Genomic DNA, 19,735 nt, shown 5'->3' with positions numbered 1-19,735 from the left:
GGCCCCTGCCACCGGCAGGGGCCGACTTCGTCACAGGCTCAGCGGTTTCGGCCGCTGCGGGGGCGTGACGAACCCGCTGCCGACCCGCCGGCAGCTGTCGCCGATCGACGTCATCTGGCGGCGGGTGACCGGATCGAGGAAGTGGCTGCGCACAACGCGGGCATAGGTGTCCAGCGCCGGCCCCAGCCGCACCCGGCCGGCGTCGGTGATGGAGGCGACCACACCCCGGCGGTCCTGCGGACTGACGCTGCGCACCACCAGACCCGCGCCCTCCATTCTGGCCACCTGCTGGGTGAGGCGGCTCGGCAACAGCACCAGCGCGTCGGCCAGATCGCCCATCCGGGCCGACCCGGCGGGTGCGGTCGCCAGCGTCTGCAGCAGCATGACGTCGTGCAGGCTGAAGCCGTGCTCGCGCGTCAGGGTGCGCTGCAGCAGATCACCGATCCGGGTCGCCGATTCACTGAACTGACGCCAGCATTCGTGCTCCACATCATCGAGTCCCGGCAACCGCAGGGGGCCGCGAACCGCGGCGGCGTCACCACCAAGCCGCCCATCTCGAGTCGTCTGTATGCACGCACCATCCACCGACCGTCCCCCGATCCCATGAGCACCTGCCACTGACACAGGTTCCACCTGTACACAGCGATAGCTGATCGCCGAGCGAGCTCATGGTAAACACTGCTGAGAGGGTCGACAACCGCGCGTGATCGTCATTGCTGCTGTCTGACTCCGACGAATGACAGATGTAGCCATCTCGCTGCCGGTCCACTCTCGGTCCACGTGACCTCAGAAACAACATGGTTCACATCAGTCACAGCGCGGCTCCCCGAAATGCCCGCATCGGTCGCTTAATCTCCATCCCGATGGCGACCACACGACCCCTGTTCCGGCACGCCGCCGCGCTCGCGGTGGCGCTGATCGCGCTGAGCAGCCCCGCCTTGGCGCACGCCGAACCCGAAGCCTGCCCCTACCGGGTCACCACCCCGCCGGCCGTCGACGCCTCCGAGGTGCCCAAGCCCGGCGATCCCACTCCGGCCCCGCTGGCCGTGCCCGCCAAGCCCGTGGGCGGAGACGCCCTCGGCGGCTGCGGCATCATCGCCGCACCCAACACCCCGCCGGTCCCCGGCGACGTCTCGGCCGAATCGTGGATCGTGGCCGACATGGACACCGGCGAGGTGATCGCCGCCCGCGATCCCCATGGCCGCCACCGCCCCGCCAGTGTCATCAAGGTGCTCACCGCGCTGGCGTCATTGCGGGAGCTGAACCTCAACAAGCAGGTGCCCGGAACCCAGGACGATGCCAACGCCGAGGGCACCAAGGTGGGCGTCGGCCCCGGCGGCTTCTACACGGTCAACGACCTGCTGCACGGCCTGATGATGCACTCCGGCAACGACGCCGCCCATGCCCTGGCGATGCAGCTGGGCGGGTGGGACGCCGCACTGGGCAAGCTCAACACTCTGGCGAGCCAGCTCGGTGGCCGCGACACCCGCGCCGCCACCCCGTCCGGTCTGGACGGGCCCGGCATGAGCACCTCGGCCTACGACCTGGCGCTGTTCTACCGGTACGCCTGGCAGAACCCGACGTTCACCGACATCGTGCGCACGCAGTCCTTCGATTTCCCTGGGCGCGACGGCAACCCGCCGTACGAAGTCGTCAACGACGTCAAGCTGCTCTACAACTACCCCGGCGCGCTCGGCGGCAAGACCGGGTACACCGACGACGCCGGCCAGACCTTCGTCGGCGCCGCCGAGCGGGACGGCCGCCGACTGGTGACGGTTCTGCTCAAGGGCACCAGACAACCGATTGCGCCCTGGGAGCAGGCCGCGCGCCTGCTGGACTACGGCTTCAGCCTGCCGGCCGGCACCTCGGTCGGGAAACTGGTGGACCCGGACCCGGCTCTGCAGCCCAAGGAGAAGCAACCGATCGACGACATGGCCGCAGTGGCAGCGGCGCAGGCGGCCACCCTGGTCCCGGCTGCGGACGCGGTACCGGTGCGCGTCGGCGTGGCGGTGGTGGGGACCGTGGTGGTGTTCGGGCTGATCCTGATCGCCCGCGCGGTCAATCGTCGTTCTCGCGCCGCCTGATTCGCGAAAGACCGAGCACACCAACCGCTCCCACGGCGGCGGCCGCGGCAGCCTGCAGGGGGCCGATACCGGGCCGGGTGATGACCCGGGTGGTGATCACCGCCGGCTCGGGCGGCGGTACCACGTCCTCCTGGAGATTGTCCTTGGAGGTGGCGGCCCAGGCGGTCGAGAACAGGATGAGCCGCGCGGTGATGTAGGCGAACACCATCAGGCCCAGCACCGGACCGAACGTCGCGCCGGCCGGTCCGGTGACCACCGACTGCAGGTAGATCGAAGCCACCAATTTGAAAATCTCGAACCCGACGGCGGCGATCAGCCCGGCCCTGATACTGCTGCGGAAGCTGATCGACTCCCGCGGCAGCCGGGCGATCATGGTGGTGAACAGCAGCCATGACACCAGCACCGACGCGACGCGGGAGGCCACCTGCAGCCCCACCCCCAGACCCGGGATGTCGCCCACTCCGAAGAACTGCAGCACTGTTCGCATGGTGCTGCCGCTGCTGAGGGCGGTCAGCGCGAACGTCAAGACGATCGCCACGAATACCGAGACCAATGCCGACAGGTCTGACAACTTGGTGCGCAGGAAACCCTGTGGCTCATCGCGGAACAGGCCCCACATCTGGCTCAGGGCCTCACGCAGATTGCCGATCCAGCCCAGCCCGGCCCACGCCGCCGTGGCCAGTCCGATAGCACCGACCGTGGCGCGCGATTCGATGGCCGAGTCCATCAACGTGATCAGTTGCTGGCCCATGTCACCGGAGACGCTCGAGCGGATCCAACCCTGCACCTGGGCCATCAGCTCTGGAGATCCGGCCAGCACGAAGCCGCCGATCGCGAACCCGACCATCAACAGGGGGAAGAGCGCGAAGATGGTGAAGTAGGTGATGCCGGCGGCGTAGAAGTCACCCTTGGAGTCGGTGTAGCGCTGCTGCGCCCGCATCACGTGATCGAACCAGTGCCAGCGGGCGCGGTAGCGGTCCAGCAATCCCGGCTTCTCAGCCTCGGCGTCGATGTCGTCGACCTCGGTGTCCGAGCGGGCCGGATCCGTCACTGCCAGCCTCCCACGTCGTCATCTTCGCCGAGCCAGAAAGCCCAGCCGGTCATATACCCGATCCAGCGTCTTCGCAGACACCTCCTGCGCCCGCGCCGCCCCGGCGGCCAGAATCGCCTCCAACTCGGCGCGGTCGGCGAGGAGTTCATCGACCCGGGACTTGATGGGGGTCACGAACTCCACCACCGCCTCGGCGGTCTCCTTCTTCAGATCGCCGTACCCGCGGCCCTGGTATCCGGCAACCAGGGCGTCGATCGTCACACCGGTGACCGCAGACTGGATGGTCAACAGATTCGACACCCCGGGCTTGGCCTCGCGGTCGAAGCGGATCTCGCGCTCGCTGTCGGTCACCGCCGAACGAATCTTCTTGGCGGTCTTGGCCGGATCGTCGAGCAGACTGATCAACCCGGCGTCGGTGACGGCCGACTTGCTCATCTTGGCGCTGGGCTCCTGCAGGTCCTGGATCTTGGCCGCCGACTCCGGAATCATCGCCTCGGGCACCACGAAAAGCTTCTTGTACTGTGCGTTCAGCCGCAGCGCCAGGTCACGCGTCAGCTCCAGGTGCTGGCGCTGGTCCTCGCCCACCGGGACCAGATCGGTGTTGTAGAGCAGGATGTCGGCGGCCATCAGCACCGGATAGGTGAACAGACCCACGGTGGTCGAGTCGCTGCCCTGCTTCTGCGACTTGTCCTTGAACTGGGTCATCCGCGCGGCCTGCCCGAACCCCGTGAAACATCCCAGCACCCAAGCCAATTCGGCGTGTGCGGGCACGTGACTCTGGACGAACACCGTCGCCTTGGACGGATCGACGCCCAGCGCAAGATACTGGGCGGCCGTCACCAGGGTGCGCTGGCGCAGCTGCTTGGGGTCCTGCGCGACGGTGATGGCGTGCAGATCCACGACGCAGAAGTACGCGTCGAAGCTCTCCTGCAGAGCCACCCACTGCTTGACCGCGCCGAGGGCGTTGCCCAGATGCAGGGAATCGGAGGTGGGTTGGGCGCCGGAGAAGACGACCTGGCGGGCAGGCGTGCGGCTGGTGTCGCTCATGATGGATCGATCATCCCACGCGGCACCGGAGGGGCTCGCTAGCATCCTGACAACACAACACGCGAACAGGTGGGTGGCATGCACAGGTTGTTGGTCGCCGTGACCATCCTTATGATGTCGGCCGTGTGCAGCGCACCCGCTGCCGGCGCCGCTCCGCCACCGACCGGCCGCGCCGTGGTGATCGTGTCCGGTGGCGACGCCACGAGCCCGTTCACCACTCCGGATCAGGCCTGCGCCACCGGATTGGCGGCAGGCAACACCGATACCGCGCTGCGCCAACACCTCCTGGATCACGGCCACACGGTCTACACCTCGCCCGCACTCGCCGGACGCGGACCCGTCGTCGACCAGCCGGGCTTCGGCGCATTCGGCGACTGCCCCGTCACCCTGCCCGAGAACATGACGGTGAATTCGACCGGCAGCATCGACACCGCCGGCGAACATCTGGCGCGCTTCTTCACCTACCTGCAGGACGAATTCGGCGTCCGTGAGCTCGATGTCGTGGGTCACTCCATGGGCGGTCTGTACTCCCGTGCCGCGTTCGCCGTGCTGCAGAGCCTCGATTCACCCATCCGGATCCGCTCGCTGACCACCATCGGGACCCCGTGGCAGGGGTCTTACCTGTCCGACTACGCCAACGGCATCACGCCGAAGTCCGACTGTCTGGGTGACCGGTTCTGTGAGACGGCGATGGACGGTATGCAGGCCGAGGTCCAACGGCTGATGGCCGGCTCCGGTCGCGAGGTCAATCAAGCGTTCCTGATGGGGCCCGACGGTTGGAACGAGTACCAGGCCGGGGTTCTCGACGAGATCCCGGTGACCCTGATCGCCGGCGACCGCTTCACCATGGCCGGCCCGGTGAATCGCACAGTGTGGCCCAACGACGGGTTGGTCGCGGTCACCAGCGCGCTCGCCGTGGACATCAGCGAGCGGGTGTTACCTCACCGGCGGTGCCTGCAGTTCGACGACACCCACAGCATCTTCGTCTCCGAGACCGCGGGCCTGCCGTGGGAAACCGGGCTGACCTGGGATCCCCGGGTGCACGACGCGGTGCGCACCGCGATCGAGGGAGCGGGCACCCCCGGCGCGACGTCCGAACCCGGCTGCGGCTAGACGTACTCGACCGTCACCGGGGCGTGATCAGACCACCGCAGCGCGTACGCCTCGGGCCGCTCCACCCGGGCGGCGACGGTGCGGGCCGCCAGTTGCTGGTTGGCCAGCTGGTAGTCGATCCGCCACCCGGCGTCGTTGTCGAAGGCCTTGCCGCGCCAGGACCACCAGCTGTAGGGCCCCGCCATGTCAGGGTGCAGATGCCGGACCACGTCGACCCAGCCCGCGTCGAGCAGTTCCCCCACCCACTGCCGCTCGGCGGGCAAAAAACCCGACTTCTTGACGTTGGCCTTCCAGGCTTTGATGTCGTTCTCGGTGTGGGCGATGTTCCAGTCCCCGCACACCACCGCGTCCCGCCCCGAGGTGCTCAGCTCGGCCATCCGTTTGGCCAGCGCCACCATGAACCGTTCCTTTTCCAGCTGCCGGGGCGTCTCGGCCTCGCCGGTCTGGACGTACACGCTGGCGACGGTGAGGTTCGCGATGTCGACCTCGAGGTAGCGACCGTGGTCGGCGAACTCGTCGACTCCGACGCCCACGCGGACCGCGTCGAACGGGTGCCGACTCAGGACCGCGACGCCGTTTCGGCCTTTGAGGTGGGGCTCGGCGGAGGCCAGCTGCCAACAGTCGTCCAGGGCAGGTGCCAGCGCGGCGGCCAGTTGCTCGTCGTCGGCCCTGGTCTCCTGCAGGCACACCACGTCGGCATTGGTCTGCGCCAGCCAGGGCAGCAGGCCCAGGTTGTCGGCGGAGCGGTGCTTGACCGCGGCGCGGATGCCGTTGACGTTGATGGTGCTGACGATCACGGAGCACGACCCTAACGCAGCGAAACGCCCGGAATCGAACTCGGCAGTATTGCGGTACCGCCGGTATCACCTTAATGTCGGTCCGCATGAACTCCCCCGCCGTCGGCGTCGCGCCGATCCATCTGGGCTCGGGTGAACCGGTCCTGCTCCTGCACCCTTTCCTGTGCTCGCAGAACGTCTGGCGCACCGTGGCCGAGCAACTCGACCAGCGGGGCGGACTCGAGGTCTTCGCGCCCACCATGGCCGGCCACAACGGCGGACCGACCATCAGCTCCTGGGTCATGGACACCGGTCTGCTGGTCGACCACGTGGAACGACAGCTCGACGAATTAGGTTGGGACACAGCGCATGTCGTGGGCAATTCCCTGGGCGGCTGGGTGGCCTTCGAGCTGGAGCGGCGCGGTCGCGCCCGCAGCCTGACCGCCGTCGCGCCCGCGGGCGGCTGGACCCGTTTCTCACCGACCAAGTTCGAGACCATCGCCAAGTTCCTGGCCATGGGGCCAGCGCTGCTGGCCGCCCGCCTGGCCGGGCCCCGGATCCTGGACATCCCGTTCGGCCGCCGCATCGCCACCCTGATGGTCAGCGGGCCCGCCGACGGCCCCGACAACCCTGACCTGCTGGCCCTGCTCGACGACGCCACACACTGCCACGCCTACATCGCACTGCTGGTCAAGACGCTGACGGCGCCCGGCCTGCTGGAGCTCGAAGAGATTCGCACCCCGGTGCAGCTGGTGCTCTGCGGGAAGGACCGGGTGTTCCCCACTCCGCGCGGCAACCGGCACTTCACCGAGAACCTGCCCGCGGGGTCGACGATCCACAAGCTCGACGGCCTGGGCCACATCCCCATGCTCGAGGCGCCGGGCATGGTCACCGAGCTGATCGCCGAGTTCGTCGAGGACAACGCCTCGCCCCAGCCGATGGCGCCGCCGGCCGGCTGACGTCGCCTCCGTCACACCCGCCCCGCCCGTCGCACCCGCCCCCATCTCCGCGCACACATGTGTGCCCTACTCGCGGCGCACGGCGTGTCCCGCAGTAAACCGCACACTTGTCAGCGGCGACCGGCCCTCCCGGCGCACACATGTGTGCCCTACTCGCGGCGCACGGCGTGTCCCGCAGTAAACCGCACACTTGTCAGCGGCTACCGGCGGCGACGCGTGGGCACACCGATCGCCCGAGGTGGCAACGACCGGCGGGCGTGCGATACAGTGCGAATCGGTCATGAGTGCCAGCGCATAGCCCCGGCTTGCTGGCCGGCAACCCTCCAACCGCGGTGGGGTGCCCCGGGAGACGACCAGGTTGAGTAACCGCACGCGGTTACACGGCAAGCGCGGGTCCGACACCAGAACGGGCCCCCAGAACCGATGGAGGCACGACAGTCGTGACTGAACCCACCGATGCCACCCTGAACTGGTCCTTCGAGACCAAGCAGGTGCACGCCGGCCAGAGCCCCGATGCCGCCACCGGCGCGCGGGCCCTGCCGATCTACCAGACCACCTCGTATGCCTTCCGCGACACCGACCACGCCGCGGCGCTGTTCGGGTTGGCGGAGCCTGGCAACATCTACACCCGCATCATGAACCCCACCACCGACGTCGTCGAGCAGCGCATCGCCGCGCTCGAGGGCGGGGTCGCGGCGCTGTTCCTGTCCTCGGGCCAGGCCGCCGAGACCTTCGCGATCCTCAACCTGGCGTCCGCCGGGGACCACATCGTGTCCAGCCCGCGGCTCTACGGCGGCACCTACAACCTGTTCCACTACACCCTGCCCAAGCTGGGTATCGACGTGAGCTTCGTCGACGACCCGGACAACCTGGATTCCTGGCGCGCGGCGGTGCAACCCAACACCAAGGCGTTCTTCGGCGAGACCATCTCCAACCCGCAGATCGACCTGTTGGACACGCCCGGCGTCTCGGCCGTCGCCCACGAGCACGGCATCCCGCTGATCGTCGACAACACCATCGCCACCCCTTACCTGATCCAGCCGATCAGCCAGGGAGCCGACATCGTGGTGCACTCGGCCACCAAATACCTCGGTGGCCACGGCTCGGCCATCGCCGGGGTGATCGTCGACGGCGGTACCTTCGACTGGACCCAGGGCCGGCACCCCGGCTTCACCACCCCGGATCCCAGCTACCACGGTGTGGTGTTCGCCGACCTCGGTGCACCGGCGTTTGCGCTCAAGGCCCGGGTGCAACTGCTGCGCGACCTCGGGTCGGCGGCCTCTCCTTTCAACGCGTTCCTGATCGCCCAGGGCCTGGAGACGCTCAGCTTGCGCATCGAGCGCCACGTGGCCAATGCCCAGAAGGTGGCCGAGTTCCTCGAAGCCCGCGACGACGTGCTGTCGGTCAACTATGCGGGGCTGCCGTCCTCGCCGTGGCATGAGCGGGCGAAGACTTTGGCACCCAAGGGAACCGGCGCGGTGCTGGCCTTCGAACTGGCCGGCGGGGTGGCGGCGGGCAAGGCCTTTGTCGACGCGCTGACCCTGCACAGCCACGTCGCCAACATCGGCGACGTGCGCTCGCTGGTGATCCACCCGGCGTCCACCACGCACGCGCAGCTCTCACCCGAGGAACAGCTGGCCACCGGCGTGACCCCCGGACTGGTGCGACTGGCGGTCGGCATCGAGGGCATCGACGACATCCTGGCCGATCTCGAGCAGGGCTTCGCAGCGGCAAGCAAGGTCGGGGCCACCGATCCGCAAGCCGTGGCGGCCTTTTGAGCGAGGACCGCCCCGTGACGATCTCCCCTGAGTTGAGTGCCACGCTGCCCGCCGAAGGCGAACTCGGCGTTGTGCACATCGGAGCGCTGACGCTGGAAAGCGGTGTGGTGCTCGAGGACGTGACCATCGCGGTGCAGCGGTGGGGCGAACTGTCGCCCACCCGCGACAACGTGGTGATGGTGTTGCACGCCCTGACCGGCGACTCCCACGTCACCGGTCCGGCCGGACCCGGCCACCCCACTCCGGGCTGGTGGGACGGGGTGGCAGGCCCCGGCGCCCCCATCGACACCGACCGCTGGTGCGCCATTTCCACCAACGTGCTGGGCGGCTGCCGTGGCAGCACCGGGCCCAGCTCGCTGGCCCGCGACGGAAAGCCTTATGGCTCCAGGTTTCCGGTGATCTCGGTGCGCGATCAGGTGAACGCCGACGTGGCCGCGCTGGCCGCCCTCGGGATCACCGAGGTGGCTGCGGTGGTCGGCGGATCCATGGGCGGTGCCCGCGCGCTGGAGTGGGCGGTGAGTAACCCCAACTCCGTCCGCGCGGCGCTGATCCTGGCTGTCGGCGCCCGCGCCACCGCCGACCAGATCGGCACCCAGAGCACCCAGGTGGCGGCCATCAAGGCCGATCCTGACTGGCAGGGCGGTGACTACCACGGCACCGGCCGCAGCCCCGACGCCGGCCTGCAGATCGCCCGCCGGTTCGCGCACCTGACCTACCGCGGCGAGGAAGAACTCGACAGCCGCTTCGGCAACGACGCGCAGGGCACCGAGGATCCGCTGGCCGGCGGACGGTACGCCGTGCAGAGTTATCTGGAACACCAGGGCGGGAAGCTTTTGGCCCGCTTCGATGCTGGAAGTTACGTGGCTCTCAGTGATGCGCTGTCCAACCATGACGTCGGCCGAGGTAGAGGCGGGGTGGCAACGGCGTTGCAGTCCTGCCCGGTGCCCACGATCGTCGGTGGCATCACCTCCGACCGCCTGTACCCGCTGCGGTTACAGCAGGAGATCGCCGACCTGCTGCCGGGCTGCGACGGCCTGGAGGTGGTGGACTCCATCTACGGCCACGACGGCTTCCTGGTCGAGACCGACGCGGTGGGGGTCCTGGTGCGGCGGACGCTGGAACTGGCCGCACGGTGAGCCGGTCGTCGAGCTCGTGGCGGGAGCTCTCGCGGTCCTTCGGGTCGGCGGCAGCGGCCTATGAGCGCGGGCGCCCGTCCTATCCGCCGGAGGCCATCGACTGGCTGCTGCCGCCGGGTGCGCAGACGGTGCTCGATCTGGGGGCCGGCACCGGCAAGCTGACCACCCGGCTGGTGGAACGCGGCCTCGATGTGGTGGCGGTGGATCCCCTGGCCGAGATGCTGGAGGTGCTCAGCGCCGCGCTGCCCGACACCCCGGCACTGCTGGGCACCGCGGAAGAGATTCCGTTGGCCGACAACAGTGTGGACGCCGTACTGGTGGCGCAGGCCTGGCACTGGGTGGATCCGGAACGCGCCATCCCCGAGGTGGCACGGGTGCTGCGGCCCGGCGGGCGGCTGGGTCTGGTGTGGAACACCCGCGACGAAAGACTGGGCTGGGTCAAGGATCTGGGCCGGATCATCGGCCACGAGCGGGATCCGTTCAACCACGAGGTGAGCCTGCCCGCGCCGTTCGCCGACATCGAGCGCCACCACGTCGAATGGACCAATTACCTGACGCCCCAGGCACTCATCGATCTGGTGGCATCGCGCAGCTACTGCATCACCTCGCCCGACGAGGTGCGGACGCAGACCCTGGATCAGGTGCGCGAACTGCTCGCCACCCACCCCGCGTTGGCCGCATCCACCGGTGTGGCGTTGCCGTATGTGACGGTGGGGATCCGGGCGACGCTGGCGCAGTGAGGGGTCAGCTCGCCAGGGCGTGAGCCCGCTCCGCGACGAACAGCTCGGCGGAGGCGATGCGGCGCGCCGCCCGGTGCAGCGTGACTGCTTCCAGCACACCGTTGTTCATGATGCGCTCGACGTGCAGAACTCCGGCCGGGGTGCCCAGCCGCAGGGGGCCCGTCGGCGCGGCGGCGCTCCGCGCGGCAACCACTCCCCCGACAACGGTGGATGCTGCTGCGACGGCCACCGCGGACGTCAGTCCGATCGCGGGATGGGGAGCCAGCATCGACAGCATCCGCACGGACACGTCGTAATCGTCGGCCCGGATCAGGTCCCCGGTGCCGGTCCGGTAATCCAGCGGGCTGCCCACCACGCCCACCTTCGGGATCGCGTGCCGGACCGGATCCCCCGGCTTGCTCAACCCCATCCGCAGAGAGGACTGCTGGCGCAGCGCCACCAACAGCGAAAGGTGTTCGGCGACAACCGCATTGTCCTCAGCGCCGGTGAGACCCAGATCGGCGGCGTCGAACAGCGCGGCCGGCGCACCGGCCGTGACCATCGTGGCGGAGTAGTCGTGGCCCGCAACAGTCACGGTGTCGAGGGCCCGTCCGCTGGGCAGCAGTTGCGCGGGTGCACCCGCCAGCCCGGTGAAGGTCAGGCCCACCGGGACACCGAGCGCACTGGTGCCGGGCACGGCGGCATCGCCGTCGGTGGGGATCGCCCCTGCGGGAGTGGCAATTTCGGCCGTGAGCACTGCACCGGTGTTCTGGTTGCGCATCCGCACCGAGGTCACCTCGGCGTCGACGGCCACCAGACCGGTCTGCAGCGCGTAGAGCCCGATCGCGGTGGCGCAGTTGCCGCAGTTGCTGCCCCACTCGACCTGACGATCGCCGATGGCGACCTGGGCGAACAGGTAGTCGATGTCGATGCCGGGGAGCTGGGAGCGGCGGACGATGGCGGCCTTCGAGGTCGTCGAGCTGCCGCCGCCCACCCCGTCGAGCTGACGCGGGTCGCCGGATCCGAATGCCGACGTGAGCAGCTCGTCCAGGCCGCCGGCGTGGTCGATCAAGGGGTCGATGTCCACCGCGTGGAAGAGCCAGCATTTGCTGGTGCCTCCCCGCATCCAGGTGGCGCGAACTGTGAGCATGAGCGTGCCTTTCCGCCGCGACAGGTCCCTGAGACCAGGGTGGCCCGCGCGAAGATGAAGAACAATGACGTAAAAGTGGAGAGGGGTTCAGCTGCGCTAAACCCTTGGCTGGCTCAGACCATCGAGGGCACGACGACCAGCAGCAGCCAGCACAGTGCCGGTGTCGCTGCGACCACGATGCCGGCGTTGACCAGCAACTGCCGGTAGAAGCGCGGCCGCTCGATGCCCTGGGCGTTGGCGAGCACCAGAGCGCCGTTGGTGGAGAAGGGTGAGACGTCGACCACGGTGGCGGCGATGGCCAGTGCGGCCACCACGCCCACCACCGGCAGCGCGCCGGTCTGCAGCAGCGGCAGCGCCATCGGGATGATCGCCGCCAGCAGGGCCGTCGACGAGGCGAACGCCGAGGTGACGCCGATGACGTAGCACAACACCAGCGCCACGATCAGCGGTGCGCCGATGGTAATCGCCATCTGAGCCAGGTGGTCGATGGTGCCGACCTCTTCGAGCAGCGAGATGTAGGTGACCATGCCCGCCACCAGCAGCACCGTCGACCAGCTGATGCCGGCGATGGCCTCGTTCTGCTTGGACAGGTCGGTGAAGGCCAGGATGGCGCCGGCGGCGATGGAGACGAAGCTGATCGGCAGGTGGAACACCAGCACGAGCACCAGCACGGCCGCGATTAGGAACAGCGTCAGCTTCTGCACCACGGTGACCGGGTGCACCTGGGTGATCAGCGCGTCGGGGCGCACCGGACGGGTCAGCACCTGGGTGCCGGTGCCACCCCCGCCGGCGGGACCGGACGCGGGGTGCGTACCGGCGCCGCCGCTGCCGTCGGCGTCATCGTCGATGCGGGTGCCGGTGGCGCTGTACTCCAGGTTGCGCATCCGGGCCAGCGCCGCGTAGCCGACCACGGTCAGCACCGAGAGCAGCAGGTTCATGCCGTAACTGGCGAAGAACAGCGTCCAGGGGGCGATGGTCAGTCCACTCTTTTCGACCAGGTCATGCACCAGCACGCCGGAGACCGAGATGGGCGAGAACGCACCGGCGTGGGCACCGTTGATGGTCATGATCCCCATGACCAGCGGGCTCATCTTGGTCCTGGCCGCGAAGGACAGGGCAGCAGGGCAGATCAGTGCGACGGCCGCGGGGCTGAAGGTGCCCAGCGCGGTCAGCACCGAGGCGCAGAAGAAGAACACCCACGGAACCACGGTCACGCGGCCGCGCACGGCGCGGATGCAAGCGTTGACCAGCAGATCGATGGTGCCGTTCTTCTTGGCCATGCCGAAGAAGTACGTGACCCCGATGATGGTCAGGACGATGGAGCTGGGGAAGGCGGCAAGGATCTCCTTGTCGTCATAACCCAGCAGGAAGGCACCGACGCCGAAGGCGCCGATGAATCCCAGGATGCCGATGTTGATCGGGAAGAACGTGGCGATGACGAACATCGCCACCAGCGCGATCAGAGGCAGAATCTCGACAGAAGACATGGTGTTCCCTCGGTTCCGGACCGTGGTGCGAGCGGAGTACATCCCTCGGCAATCACACGCCCCGATGAATCATTACTCAGATCACAGTAGGAACGACGTGCCTCCACAACAATCTCGAAAATCCGCAGAGCACTTTAGCTGAACTTAAGCCCGTACGTCAGGGCCGCGATCTACGGACCGGCGACGACTTCCCGTCATGGCGGTAGGCCACCTCTTCGAAGGTGTCGACCAGGGTCGCCTCTGCGGGAGTGAGCCGGTGTTCGGCGAGATGCGCCAGCAGGATGCGCCGCGACGGCGCCCCCCGCAGCGGGATGACCTTGACGTCCTCCCGCAGGTTGGACAAGGCCAGTCGCGGGGCCATGGACACCCCGAGATCCACGGCCACCATGGCTTGGGCCTCCTGGTAGTCGTTGGCCGCAAAGGCCACCGATGGCACGAAACCCGCCTTCTGGCATGCCTTTTCCAGCGCAGCACCGACGGGGTGGTTGTCCTCTCGCGTGATCCACTGCTCGTCGGCCAGCTCGGCCATGTCCAGCGACTCCCGGTGGGCGAATCGGTGGTTGACCGAAACCACCAGGGTGGGCGGATCGACCAGCAGCTCGCGGACCACCAGCTCACGGTCGGTCACCGGCGCCCACTCGTAGTCCCACAGCAGCGACAGCTCGACCTCGCCGGTGTCCAGCATGGCTCGCAGCGCCGTGAAGCGGGAGCTGCGCACCGTCAGCCGGACGGCGGGGTGGCGGGACTTGTACAGCTTGACCACCTGCGGCAGCAGGCTCGACCCGACGGTGGGGAAGGTGCCGATCCGCACGGTGCCCGACCGCAGGCCGGCGATGTCGTCGAGCTCGCTTCGGGCGGCCTGCAGCTGGGTCTCGATCCGTTCGGCCCGGCGCGCCAGAGCCGCGCCCGCCTCGGTCAGCCGCACCCCGCGGGCGTGCCGTTCCAGCAGCGGCTGCCCGGCCTCGGCCTCCAGCTTGGCGATCTGCTGGGAGATGGCCGAGGTGGTGTAGCTGAGCCGGTTGGCCGCCGCGGTGAGCGAGCCGGCCCGCACCACGTCGACCAGGAGGAGCATCCGTCGGGGATCCAGCATGCTGCCGCTTTCAGTTGAACTTAATGGTTATCGACTTTTCCGAAATTGTACTCGACCCTCACGTGATGCACGCTGAAACAGCAGTCGAGGGTGAGCCGGGTCACTTTGCTGGCCACCCCAGCCGAGGAGAGGAGGCCGGACCTCATGACCAGCTTGTGGGGCACGTGGATGCGGGGAGGCACCAGCAAGTGCTGGCTGTTCAACGCCGTGGACGTCGACCCACTGTTACGGACCACCGGCCTCGACGAGATCCTGGTGTCCGCCTTCGGCTCCGGCGACCCGCTGCAGCTCGACGGGGTGGGTGGCGGCACGTCCACCACCTCCAAGGCCGCCGTGGTGCGACGCTCGCCGGTCGATGGCGTGGACGTTGACTACCTGTTCGCCCAGGTGGCCCTCGGCCAACGCGCCGTCGAATGGGGCAGCAACTGCGGCAACTGCGCCACCGCGATCGGGCTCTACGCCCTGCAGACCGGCATGGTGGCCGTCGACTCCGAGCTGACGGTGGTGCGGATGCGCAACCAGAACACCGGCGCCATGTTGTCTGCCGAGATCGCCACTCCCGGTGGTGTGGTCCCGGCTGACGGCGCCGCAACCGTACCGGGAACGACGGCCCTCGGGGTGCCGGTTGCATTGACGTTCACCGATGTTGCGCCGAATCGGGCGGCTCTGTTGCCCACCGGCCACGCCGTGGATCTGCTGGAGGCAGGCGGGCACCGCTACGAGGCCACGTTGATCAACGCGGGTGCCCCCGCGGCGCTGCTGCACGCCGACGACTTCGGCCTCACCGGGTCCGAGGACACCGGCGCGCTGGCGGAGCGGCTGCCGCTACTGATCGAGCTGCGCCACCGGGCCGCACTGGCGATGGGATTGACCAGACCCGGGGAGCCAGTGCAGCACGCGGTCCCCAAGGTCGGGATCGTCGGACCTGCTCTGGACTACACGACCAGCGATGAAAATCTCTTGGCCGCAGGCGAATACGACGTGGCCGTCCGGATGGTGTCCATGCTGGCGCCGCACCCCGCGATCGGCCTCACCTCGGCGGTGGCGGTGGCGGCAGCGGCCACCGTGGACGGCAGCATCGTGGCCCGCAACGTCAGCCCGCGCCGCTCGCCGTCGTCGCTGCGGATCGGCACCGCCGCCGGAGTGATCGACACCAGCGTCACCCTCGACGGCGATCTCCTCCCCCGCGACATCGCCCTGCACCGGGCCGCACGCCGGATCGCCCGGGCCGAACTGTTTCTGGCCGAGCAAAGCCGCGACACCACCCGCGCTCTGGCCGCCTCCTGATCCACCGCCACCCACACCACAGAAGGACATCATGAAAGTCACCATCGACAACCTGACGCTCTCCTATGACGGCAACACCGTGGTCCGCGATCTCGACCTCGACATCGCCGACGGCGAATCCCTGGTGCTGCTGGGGCAATCCGGCTGCGGCAAGACCAGCACCATGCGCTGCGTCGCCGGGCTGGAGACACCCAGCATCGGCACCATCACCATCGGCGACCGGGTGGTCCACGACAGCACCACCGGCAAGTCGGTGCCACCCCACAAACGCAACGTCGGCATGGTGTTCCAGTCCTACGCCGTGTGGCCGCACCGCACTGTCGCCCAGAACGTCGGCTTCGCCCTCAAGATGCAGAAGGTGGGCAAGTCCGAGACCCAGCAGCGGGTCTCGGAAGCTCTGGACCTGGTGGGCCTCGGCCACCTGGCCGACCGCGGCGCCAGCCAGCTCTCCGGCGGGCAGATGCAGCGCGTCGCGCTGGCCCGCAGCCTGGTCATGCGGCCCAGCGTCCTGATGCTCGACGAGCCCCTGTCCAACCTGGACGCGCGACTGCGCGAGCGTCTGCGCATGGAATTGCGCGAACTTCAGCTGCGGTTGGGCCTGACCACCGTCTACGTCACCCACGACCAGGTGGAGGCCTTCGCCCTGGCCGACCGGATCGCCCTGATGCAGAAGGGCCGGATCGTCCAGATCGGTTCGCCCGAACAGATCTACAAGAACCCCTCGTGCGCCTCGATCGCTCAGTTTCTCGGCATCGGCAACATCTTCGCCGCCTCGGCCGCCTCGTCGGGGCAGAGCTATCTGCTCAACGACCACCCCGCCATCACGGTGGCCACCGACGAATCCCCCGCTGCCGACGGGCCACTGGTGGTCTGCCTGCGGCCCGAAGATCTGCTGGTCACCGGTATCACCGAACCCGCACCGCAGGGCCAACACTGGACCGGTCGCGTCGAGGTGGCCAGCTACCAAGGGGCCTCGATCCGCTACCGCGTGACCCTGGACAACGGCCCCGAGATCGAGGCCGTTGCCACCGGCAACGGCAGCCCGGTGCTGGGGATCGGTGAATCGGCCATCGTGACCGCCCGCCCCGGCGCGGCCCAACTGCTGATCGACGACCGCACCGACGTCGCGGTGGTGACGGCATGAGCGCTCCCACCGTAACACCACCGGTACCGCAGACGTCGACCGCGCCGGCCGGTGAACCGCCGCGCCGCCGCCGGCTCCGACTACGCGGCACCATGCCCGTCCTGATCCAGCTGGCGGTGCTGACCGTCATCGTCTTGTGCCCGATGTTCTTCATCCTCGCCGGAGCGTTCAGCGAGAACACCGAGCGCGACAACCTGTTCGACTTCGGCAGTTTCACCTTCGACAACTTCGCGGTGCTGGGTTCGGGTACGGCGCAGACCGCGCTGCTGAACTCCGCCGCCGTCGGCATCGGCTCATCGGCGGTGGCGCTGATCATCGGCTGCCTGCTGGCGTTCCTGGCCGCCCGTACCGACATCCCGGGCCGCAAACTGATCTACGGCATCGCCATCATGCCGCTGTTCCTGCCCGCATTGGTGGGCGCTCTGGCCTGGGCGCTGCTGGCCGGCCCGGCCACCGGGTACCTGAACCTGGCGTTCGGAGCGATGGGAATGCCCCATCTGATCGACATCTACAGCTTCACCGGGATGATCTTTGTGCTCGGATTATATTACGCCCCATATCCTTTCCTCATGGTGCACTCCGCACTGTCGCTGATGAACCCCGACCTGGAGGATGCGGCCAGCCTGCACGGTGCCCCGGTGCGCCGGATGCTGCGGGAGGTCACCTTCCCGCTGGTGATGCCCGCAGTGCTGGGTTCGGCGATCCTGGTGTTCGCGCTGACCGTTGAGAACTTCCCCGTCGCCCAGGTGATCGGCGTCCCCGGCGGGGTGGACACCCTGCCCACCCTGATCTACCGACTGATGAACGCCTCACCGGCCCGCTCCAACGACGCCGCCGCACTCGCCGTGGTGCTCACCGTCCTGCTGGTGGTCGTGGTGGCCTTCCAACAACGGGCCATGGGCGGCAAGGAATACACCACCGTCAGCGGTAAAGGTGTACGGGCCCGCCAGGTTTCACTGCGCGGCTGGCGCACCCCGGCCGCCGTCTTCGCCTGGGCGTACTTCGTACTGGCCGTGCTGCTGCCCGTACTCGCCCTCATCGTCGCCGCCATGCAGACCAGCCCCTACGTCGCCAACCTGGGTCAGCTCGGCTCACCCGGCGCACTGTCGCTGTGGAACATGGGACAGACCTTGCAGAGCAGCGACTTCCACCAGGTCGTGATCAACAGCGTGGTGGTCGGTGTGGCCACCGCCGGCATCGGCACCGCCTTGTGCTTCGCTCTGGCCTACACCCGCTACCGCACCAAGGCGCCGGGCCGCAAACTTCTCGAGTACGTCGCCATGCTGCCGCTGGCGGTACCGGCCATCGTCTTGGGCCTGGGCCTGCTGTGGACGTGGCTGGCGCTGCCGATCCCGGTCTACGGCACGCTGGCGGTGCTGGTCATCGCCTTCGTGGCGGTGTTCCTGCCGCAGGGCTACCGCGGGGTGTCGGCCTCGATCGTCCAGTTGGACAAGGACCTCGAGGACAGTGCGGTGATGCTCGGCGCCCGCAGGCACCGCGCCATCACCTTCGTCACCGCACCGCTGCTGCGGGTGGGTCTGTCGTCGACCTTCCTGCTGCTGATGATGCTCGCGATGCGTGAGCTGACCGCCGCGCTGTTCCTGTTCACCTCCGACACCCGGCTGCTGTCGATCGCCATCTTCGACGCCTACGACAACGGGTCGTTCCAATCCGCGGCCGAACTCAGCCTGTTGTACTGCGCCGTCATCGGCGTGCTGGCCGTGCTCGCCCGCCGCTTCGGCTCCAAGGAGATCTCATGAGGAAGTTGTCCGCCCGCCTGGCCCTCGGGTTCGCCACGGTCGCAACGGTTCTGGCCGCCTGTTCGCCGCCGCCCCCGACGCCGGAGCTGGCCCGGCCCGCCGACACCATCGAACGCGACACCGCGCTGGTGATCAACGGTGAGCAGATCGCCGATCCCGACCTCTGGGCGGCGGCCCAAGAGGAAGGCCACATCACTCTCTACAGCGGCTACACCGCCGACAGCGAGGCCACCGTACTGGAGCAGTTCGAAGCCGACACCGGGCTCGACGTCAAGCTGGTCCGCCTGACCCCCAACCGGCTCTACGAGCGCATCGTCGCCGAACACGGTGCGGGCAAGCTCAACGCCGACGTGGTGCGCATCTCCGATGCCGGCTTCGTCTCGGGGCTGAGCCGACGCGGGGTCTTCCAGCCCTACACCCCGCCCACCGCGACCAACCTGCGCGACGACGTGGTGTTCGACAACGGCAACTACTACCGGACTTTTGACCCGATCTACACGTTCGGCTACAACACCGCACTGGTGGATCCCGAGGACGCACCGAAGAGCTGGCAGGACCTGCTGGGACCCCAGTGGGCCGGCAAGCTGGGCATCGCGCAGGCCGGCGCCGGCGGCAGCGCGCTGGCGCTGACCCGCTTCCAGCGGGATGTGCTGGGCGACGACTATCTGCGCGCCTACGCCGCTCAGGCCCGGGTGTTCGACTCCCTCGGAGCCGAACTGGACAGCCTGGCCCGGGGTGAGATCGACGCCGGCACCGTGGTGGTCAGCAGCGTCAACATCGCGGTGAACGAGAACGCCCCGGTGAACTTCGTCGTTCCCGACGAGGGCGTCACCGCCTACGACTACTACACCGGAGTCGCCTCGACGGCCACCAACCTGGCCGCCGCCAAGGTGTTCCTGAACTGGAACCTCTCACAGCGTGGCCAGAACGTGCTCCGCGACATCGGCGAATACTCTGTGCGACAAGATGTTCCGGCACCGGTGGTGCGGGGGGTCCAGCTGCCCGACTTCGACGACCCGCGGGTGCACCGCATCACCCCGGCCGAGTCGATCGAATGGGCCGAGCAGGATCAACGGTCCTGGAATGCGATGTTCGGCTACAACGAGTAACCCACCCATCGAACACCGACCGGGCCGCGGAGCACACGCTCCGCG

Annotated in this window: 17 protein-coding genes and 1 riboswitch; of the genes, 10 read left to right on the top strand and 7 right to left on the bottom strand. The window is 68.3% G+C overall.

Annotated features, from left to right (window positions below; translation table 11 throughout):
- Positions 1–30 precede the first annotated feature (30 nt).
- Positions 31–489 carry a MarR family winged helix-turn-helix transcriptional regulator gene (locus G6N58_RS16990; RefSeq protein WP_232067898.1) on the bottom strand — a complete coding sequence of 153 codons (459 nt, stop codon included), beginning with the start codon at positions 487–489 and terminating at the stop codon, positions 31–33.
- 374 nt (positions 490–863) lie between these two features.
- Here G6N58_RS16990 and G6N58_RS16985 point away from each other — a divergent pair, with 374 nt between their 5' ends.
- A complete protein-coding gene (locus tag G6N58_RS16985; RefSeq protein ID WP_068915780.1) occupies positions 864–2,084 on the top strand; it encodes a D-alanyl-D-alanine carboxypeptidase in 1,221 nt (406 codons plus the stop codon).
- Here G6N58_RS16985 and yhjD read toward each other — a convergent pair.
- Positions 2,059–3,135 carry an inner membrane protein YhjD gene (gene yhjD, locus G6N58_RS16980; RefSeq protein WP_232067897.1) on the bottom strand — a complete coding sequence of 359 codons (1,077 nt, stop codon included), beginning with the start codon at positions 3,133–3,135 and terminating at the stop codon, positions 2,059–2,061. The two genes, G6N58_RS16985 and yhjD, sit on opposite strands and share 26 nt — an antisense overlap.
- A gap of 18 nt (positions 3,136–3,153) precedes the next feature.
- On the bottom strand, positions 3,154–4,182 hold the full coding sequence (trpS, locus tag G6N58_RS16975) for a tryptophan--tRNA ligase (RefSeq protein ID WP_115277936.1): 1,029 nt from the start codon (positions 4,180–4,182) through the stop codon (positions 3,154–3,156).
- A gap of 114 nt (positions 4,183–4,296) precedes the next feature.
- Between trpS and G6N58_RS16970 the strand changes: the two genes are divergently transcribed.
- Entirely contained in the window at positions 4,297–5,295 is a 999-nt protein-coding gene (locus tag G6N58_RS16970) for an alpha/beta fold hydrolase (RefSeq protein ID WP_435406370.1), read from the top strand.
- Here the strand turns inward: G6N58_RS16970 and G6N58_RS16965 are convergent.
- Positions 5,292–6,092 (bottom strand): exodeoxyribonuclease III, encoded by an 801-nt coding sequence (locus tag G6N58_RS16965; RefSeq protein ID WP_115277937.1) that lies wholly within the window; start codon positions 6,090–6,092, stop codon positions 5,292–5,294. The genes G6N58_RS16970 and G6N58_RS16965 overlap by 4 nt on opposite strands.
- Before the next feature lie 86 nt (positions 6,093–6,178).
- Between G6N58_RS16965 and G6N58_RS16960 the strand changes: the two genes are divergently transcribed.
- The 4 genes from G6N58_RS16960 (at position 6,179) to G6N58_RS16945 (ending at position 10,684) form a co-directional block, all read left to right on the top strand.
- Entirely contained in the window at positions 6,179–7,030 is an 852-nt protein-coding gene (locus G6N58_RS16960; RefSeq protein ID WP_163908214.1) for an epoxide hydrolase EphH, read from the top strand.
- Positions 7,031–7,306: 276 nt separating this feature from the next.
- Positions 7,307–7,426: riboswitch (SAM riboswitch) on the top strand.
- A 44-nt stretch (positions 7,427–7,470) separates the two neighbouring features.
- Positions 7,471–8,808, top strand: coding sequence for a bifunctional o-acetylhomoserine/o-acetylserine sulfhydrylase (locus tag G6N58_RS16955; protein ID WP_115277939.1), 1,338 nt, complete (start codon positions 7,471–7,473; stop codon positions 8,806–8,808).
- A gap of 14 nt (positions 8,809–8,822) precedes the next feature.
- A complete protein-coding gene (gene metX, locus G6N58_RS16950; RefSeq protein WP_115281457.1) occupies positions 8,823–9,944 on the top strand; it encodes a homoserine O-acetyltransferase MetX in 1,122 nt (373 codons plus the stop codon).
- The gene (locus G6N58_RS16945; RefSeq protein ID WP_115277940.1) at positions 9,941–10,684 is read left to right on the top strand and encodes a class I SAM-dependent methyltransferase; all 744 of its coding nucleotides are present in this window, start codon (positions 9,941–9,943) and stop codon (positions 10,682–10,684) included. The genes metX and G6N58_RS16945 overlap by 4 nt, the downstream gene beginning before the upstream one ends.
- A gap of 4 nt (positions 10,685–10,688) precedes the next feature.
- Here G6N58_RS16945 and G6N58_RS16940 read toward each other — a convergent pair whose 3' ends face one another.
- The 3 genes from G6N58_RS16940 to G6N58_RS16930 all read right to left on the bottom strand — a co-directional run bounded on the left by G6N58_RS16940 (position 10,689) and on the right by G6N58_RS16930 (position 14,390).
- Positions 10,689–11,813, bottom strand: a complete 1,125-nt coding sequence (locus G6N58_RS16940) for a PrpF domain-containing protein (protein ID WP_115277941.1) — start codon at positions 11,811–11,813, stop codon at positions 10,689–10,691.
- 113 nt (positions 11,814–11,926) lie between these two features.
- Positions 11,927–13,300 carry an SLC13 family permease gene (locus G6N58_RS16935; RefSeq protein ID WP_115281458.1) on the bottom strand — a complete coding sequence of 458 codons (1,374 nt, stop codon included), beginning with the start codon at positions 13,298–13,300 and terminating at the stop codon, positions 11,927–11,929.
- Positions 13,301–13,457: 157 nt separating this feature from the next.
- The gene (locus G6N58_RS16930) at positions 13,458–14,390 is read right to left on the bottom strand and encodes a LysR family transcriptional regulator (RefSeq protein ID WP_068915772.1); all 933 of its coding nucleotides are present in this window, start codon (positions 14,388–14,390) and stop codon (positions 13,458–13,460) included.
- A gap of 144 nt (positions 14,391–14,534) precedes the next feature.
- On the opposite strand from G6N58_RS16930, the gene G6N58_RS16925 reads away from it, so the two are divergent.
- The 4 genes from G6N58_RS16925 to G6N58_RS16910 are packed head-to-tail and all read left to right on the top strand — an operon-like array spanning position 14,535 to position 19,690.
- Entirely contained in the window at positions 14,535–15,677 is a 1,143-nt protein-coding gene (locus G6N58_RS16925; protein WP_115277942.1) for a PrpF domain-containing protein, read from the top strand.
- 31 nt (positions 15,678–15,708) lie between these two features.
- Positions 15,709–16,821, top strand: coding sequence for an ABC transporter ATP-binding protein (locus tag G6N58_RS16920; RefSeq protein WP_115277943.1), 1,113 nt, complete (start codon positions 15,709–15,711; stop codon positions 16,819–16,821).
- Complete coding sequence (locus tag G6N58_RS16915) at positions 16,818–18,581, top strand: ABC transporter permease (RefSeq protein WP_232067896.1); 1,764 nt, start codon at positions 16,818–16,820, stop codon at positions 18,579–18,581. The genes G6N58_RS16920 and G6N58_RS16915 overlap by 4 nt, the downstream gene beginning before the upstream one ends.
- On the top strand, positions 18,578–19,690 hold the full coding sequence (locus G6N58_RS16910) for an ABC transporter substrate-binding protein (RefSeq protein ID WP_115277945.1): 1,113 nt from the start codon (positions 18,578–18,580) through the stop codon (positions 19,688–19,690). Before G6N58_RS16915 ends, G6N58_RS16910 begins: the two co-directional genes overlap by 4 nt.
- The last annotated feature ends 45 nt before the right edge of the window (positions 19,691–19,735 follow it).

It is taken from the genome of Mycolicibacterium tokaiense (assembly GCF_010725885.1).
Taxonomy (GTDB): domain Bacteria; phylum Actinomycetota; class Actinomycetes; order Mycobacteriales; family Mycobacteriaceae; genus Mycobacterium; species Mycobacterium tokaiense.
This window is presented reverse-complemented; position numbering and strand designations above follow the sequence as displayed.

Excerpts from the sequence above, each read along its gene's own strand:
- trpS (WP_115277936.1), bottom strand. The coding sequence starts at position 4,182 with ATGAGCGACACCAGCCGCACGCCTGCCCGCCAGGTCGTCTTCTCCGGC.
- G6N58_RS16910 (WP_115277945.1), top strand. The coding sequence starts at position 18,578 with ATGAGGAAGTTGTCCGCCCGCCTGGCCCTCGGGTTCGCCACGGTCGCA.
- G6N58_RS16930 (WP_068915772.1), bottom strand. The coding sequence starts at position 14,390 with ATGCTGGATCCCCGACGGATGCTCCTCCTGGTCGACGTGGTGCGGGCC.
- G6N58_RS16940 (WP_115277941.1), bottom strand. The coding sequence starts at position 11,813 with ATGCTCACAGTTCGCGCCACCTGGATGCGGGGAGGCACCAGCAAATGC.
- G6N58_RS16960 (WP_163908214.1), top strand. The coding sequence starts at position 6,179 with ATGAACTCCCCCGCCGTCGGCGTCGCGCCGATCCATCTGGGCTCGGGT.
- G6N58_RS16970 (WP_435406370.1), top strand. The coding sequence starts at position 4,297 with ATGTCGGCCGTGTGCAGCGCACCCGCTGCCGGCGCCGCTCCGCCACCG.
- G6N58_RS16935 (WP_115281458.1), bottom strand. The coding sequence starts at position 13,300 with ATGTCTTCTGTCGAGATTCTGCCTCTGATCGCGCTGGTGGCGATGTTC.
- G6N58_RS16915 (WP_232067896.1), top strand. The coding sequence starts at position 16,818 with ATGAGCGCTCCCACCGTAACACCACCGGTACCGCAGACGTCGACCGCG.
- G6N58_RS16920 (WP_115277943.1), top strand. The coding sequence starts at position 15,709 with ATGAAAGTCACCATCGACAACCTGACGCTCTCCTATGACGGCAACACC.
- G6N58_RS16925 (WP_115277942.1), top strand. The coding sequence starts at position 14,535 with ATGACCAGCTTGTGGGGCACGTGGATGCGGGGAGGCACCAGCAAGTGC.
- G6N58_RS16985 (WP_068915780.1), top strand. The coding sequence starts at position 864 with ATGGCGACCACACGACCCCTGTTCCGGCACGCCGCCGCGCTCGCGGTG.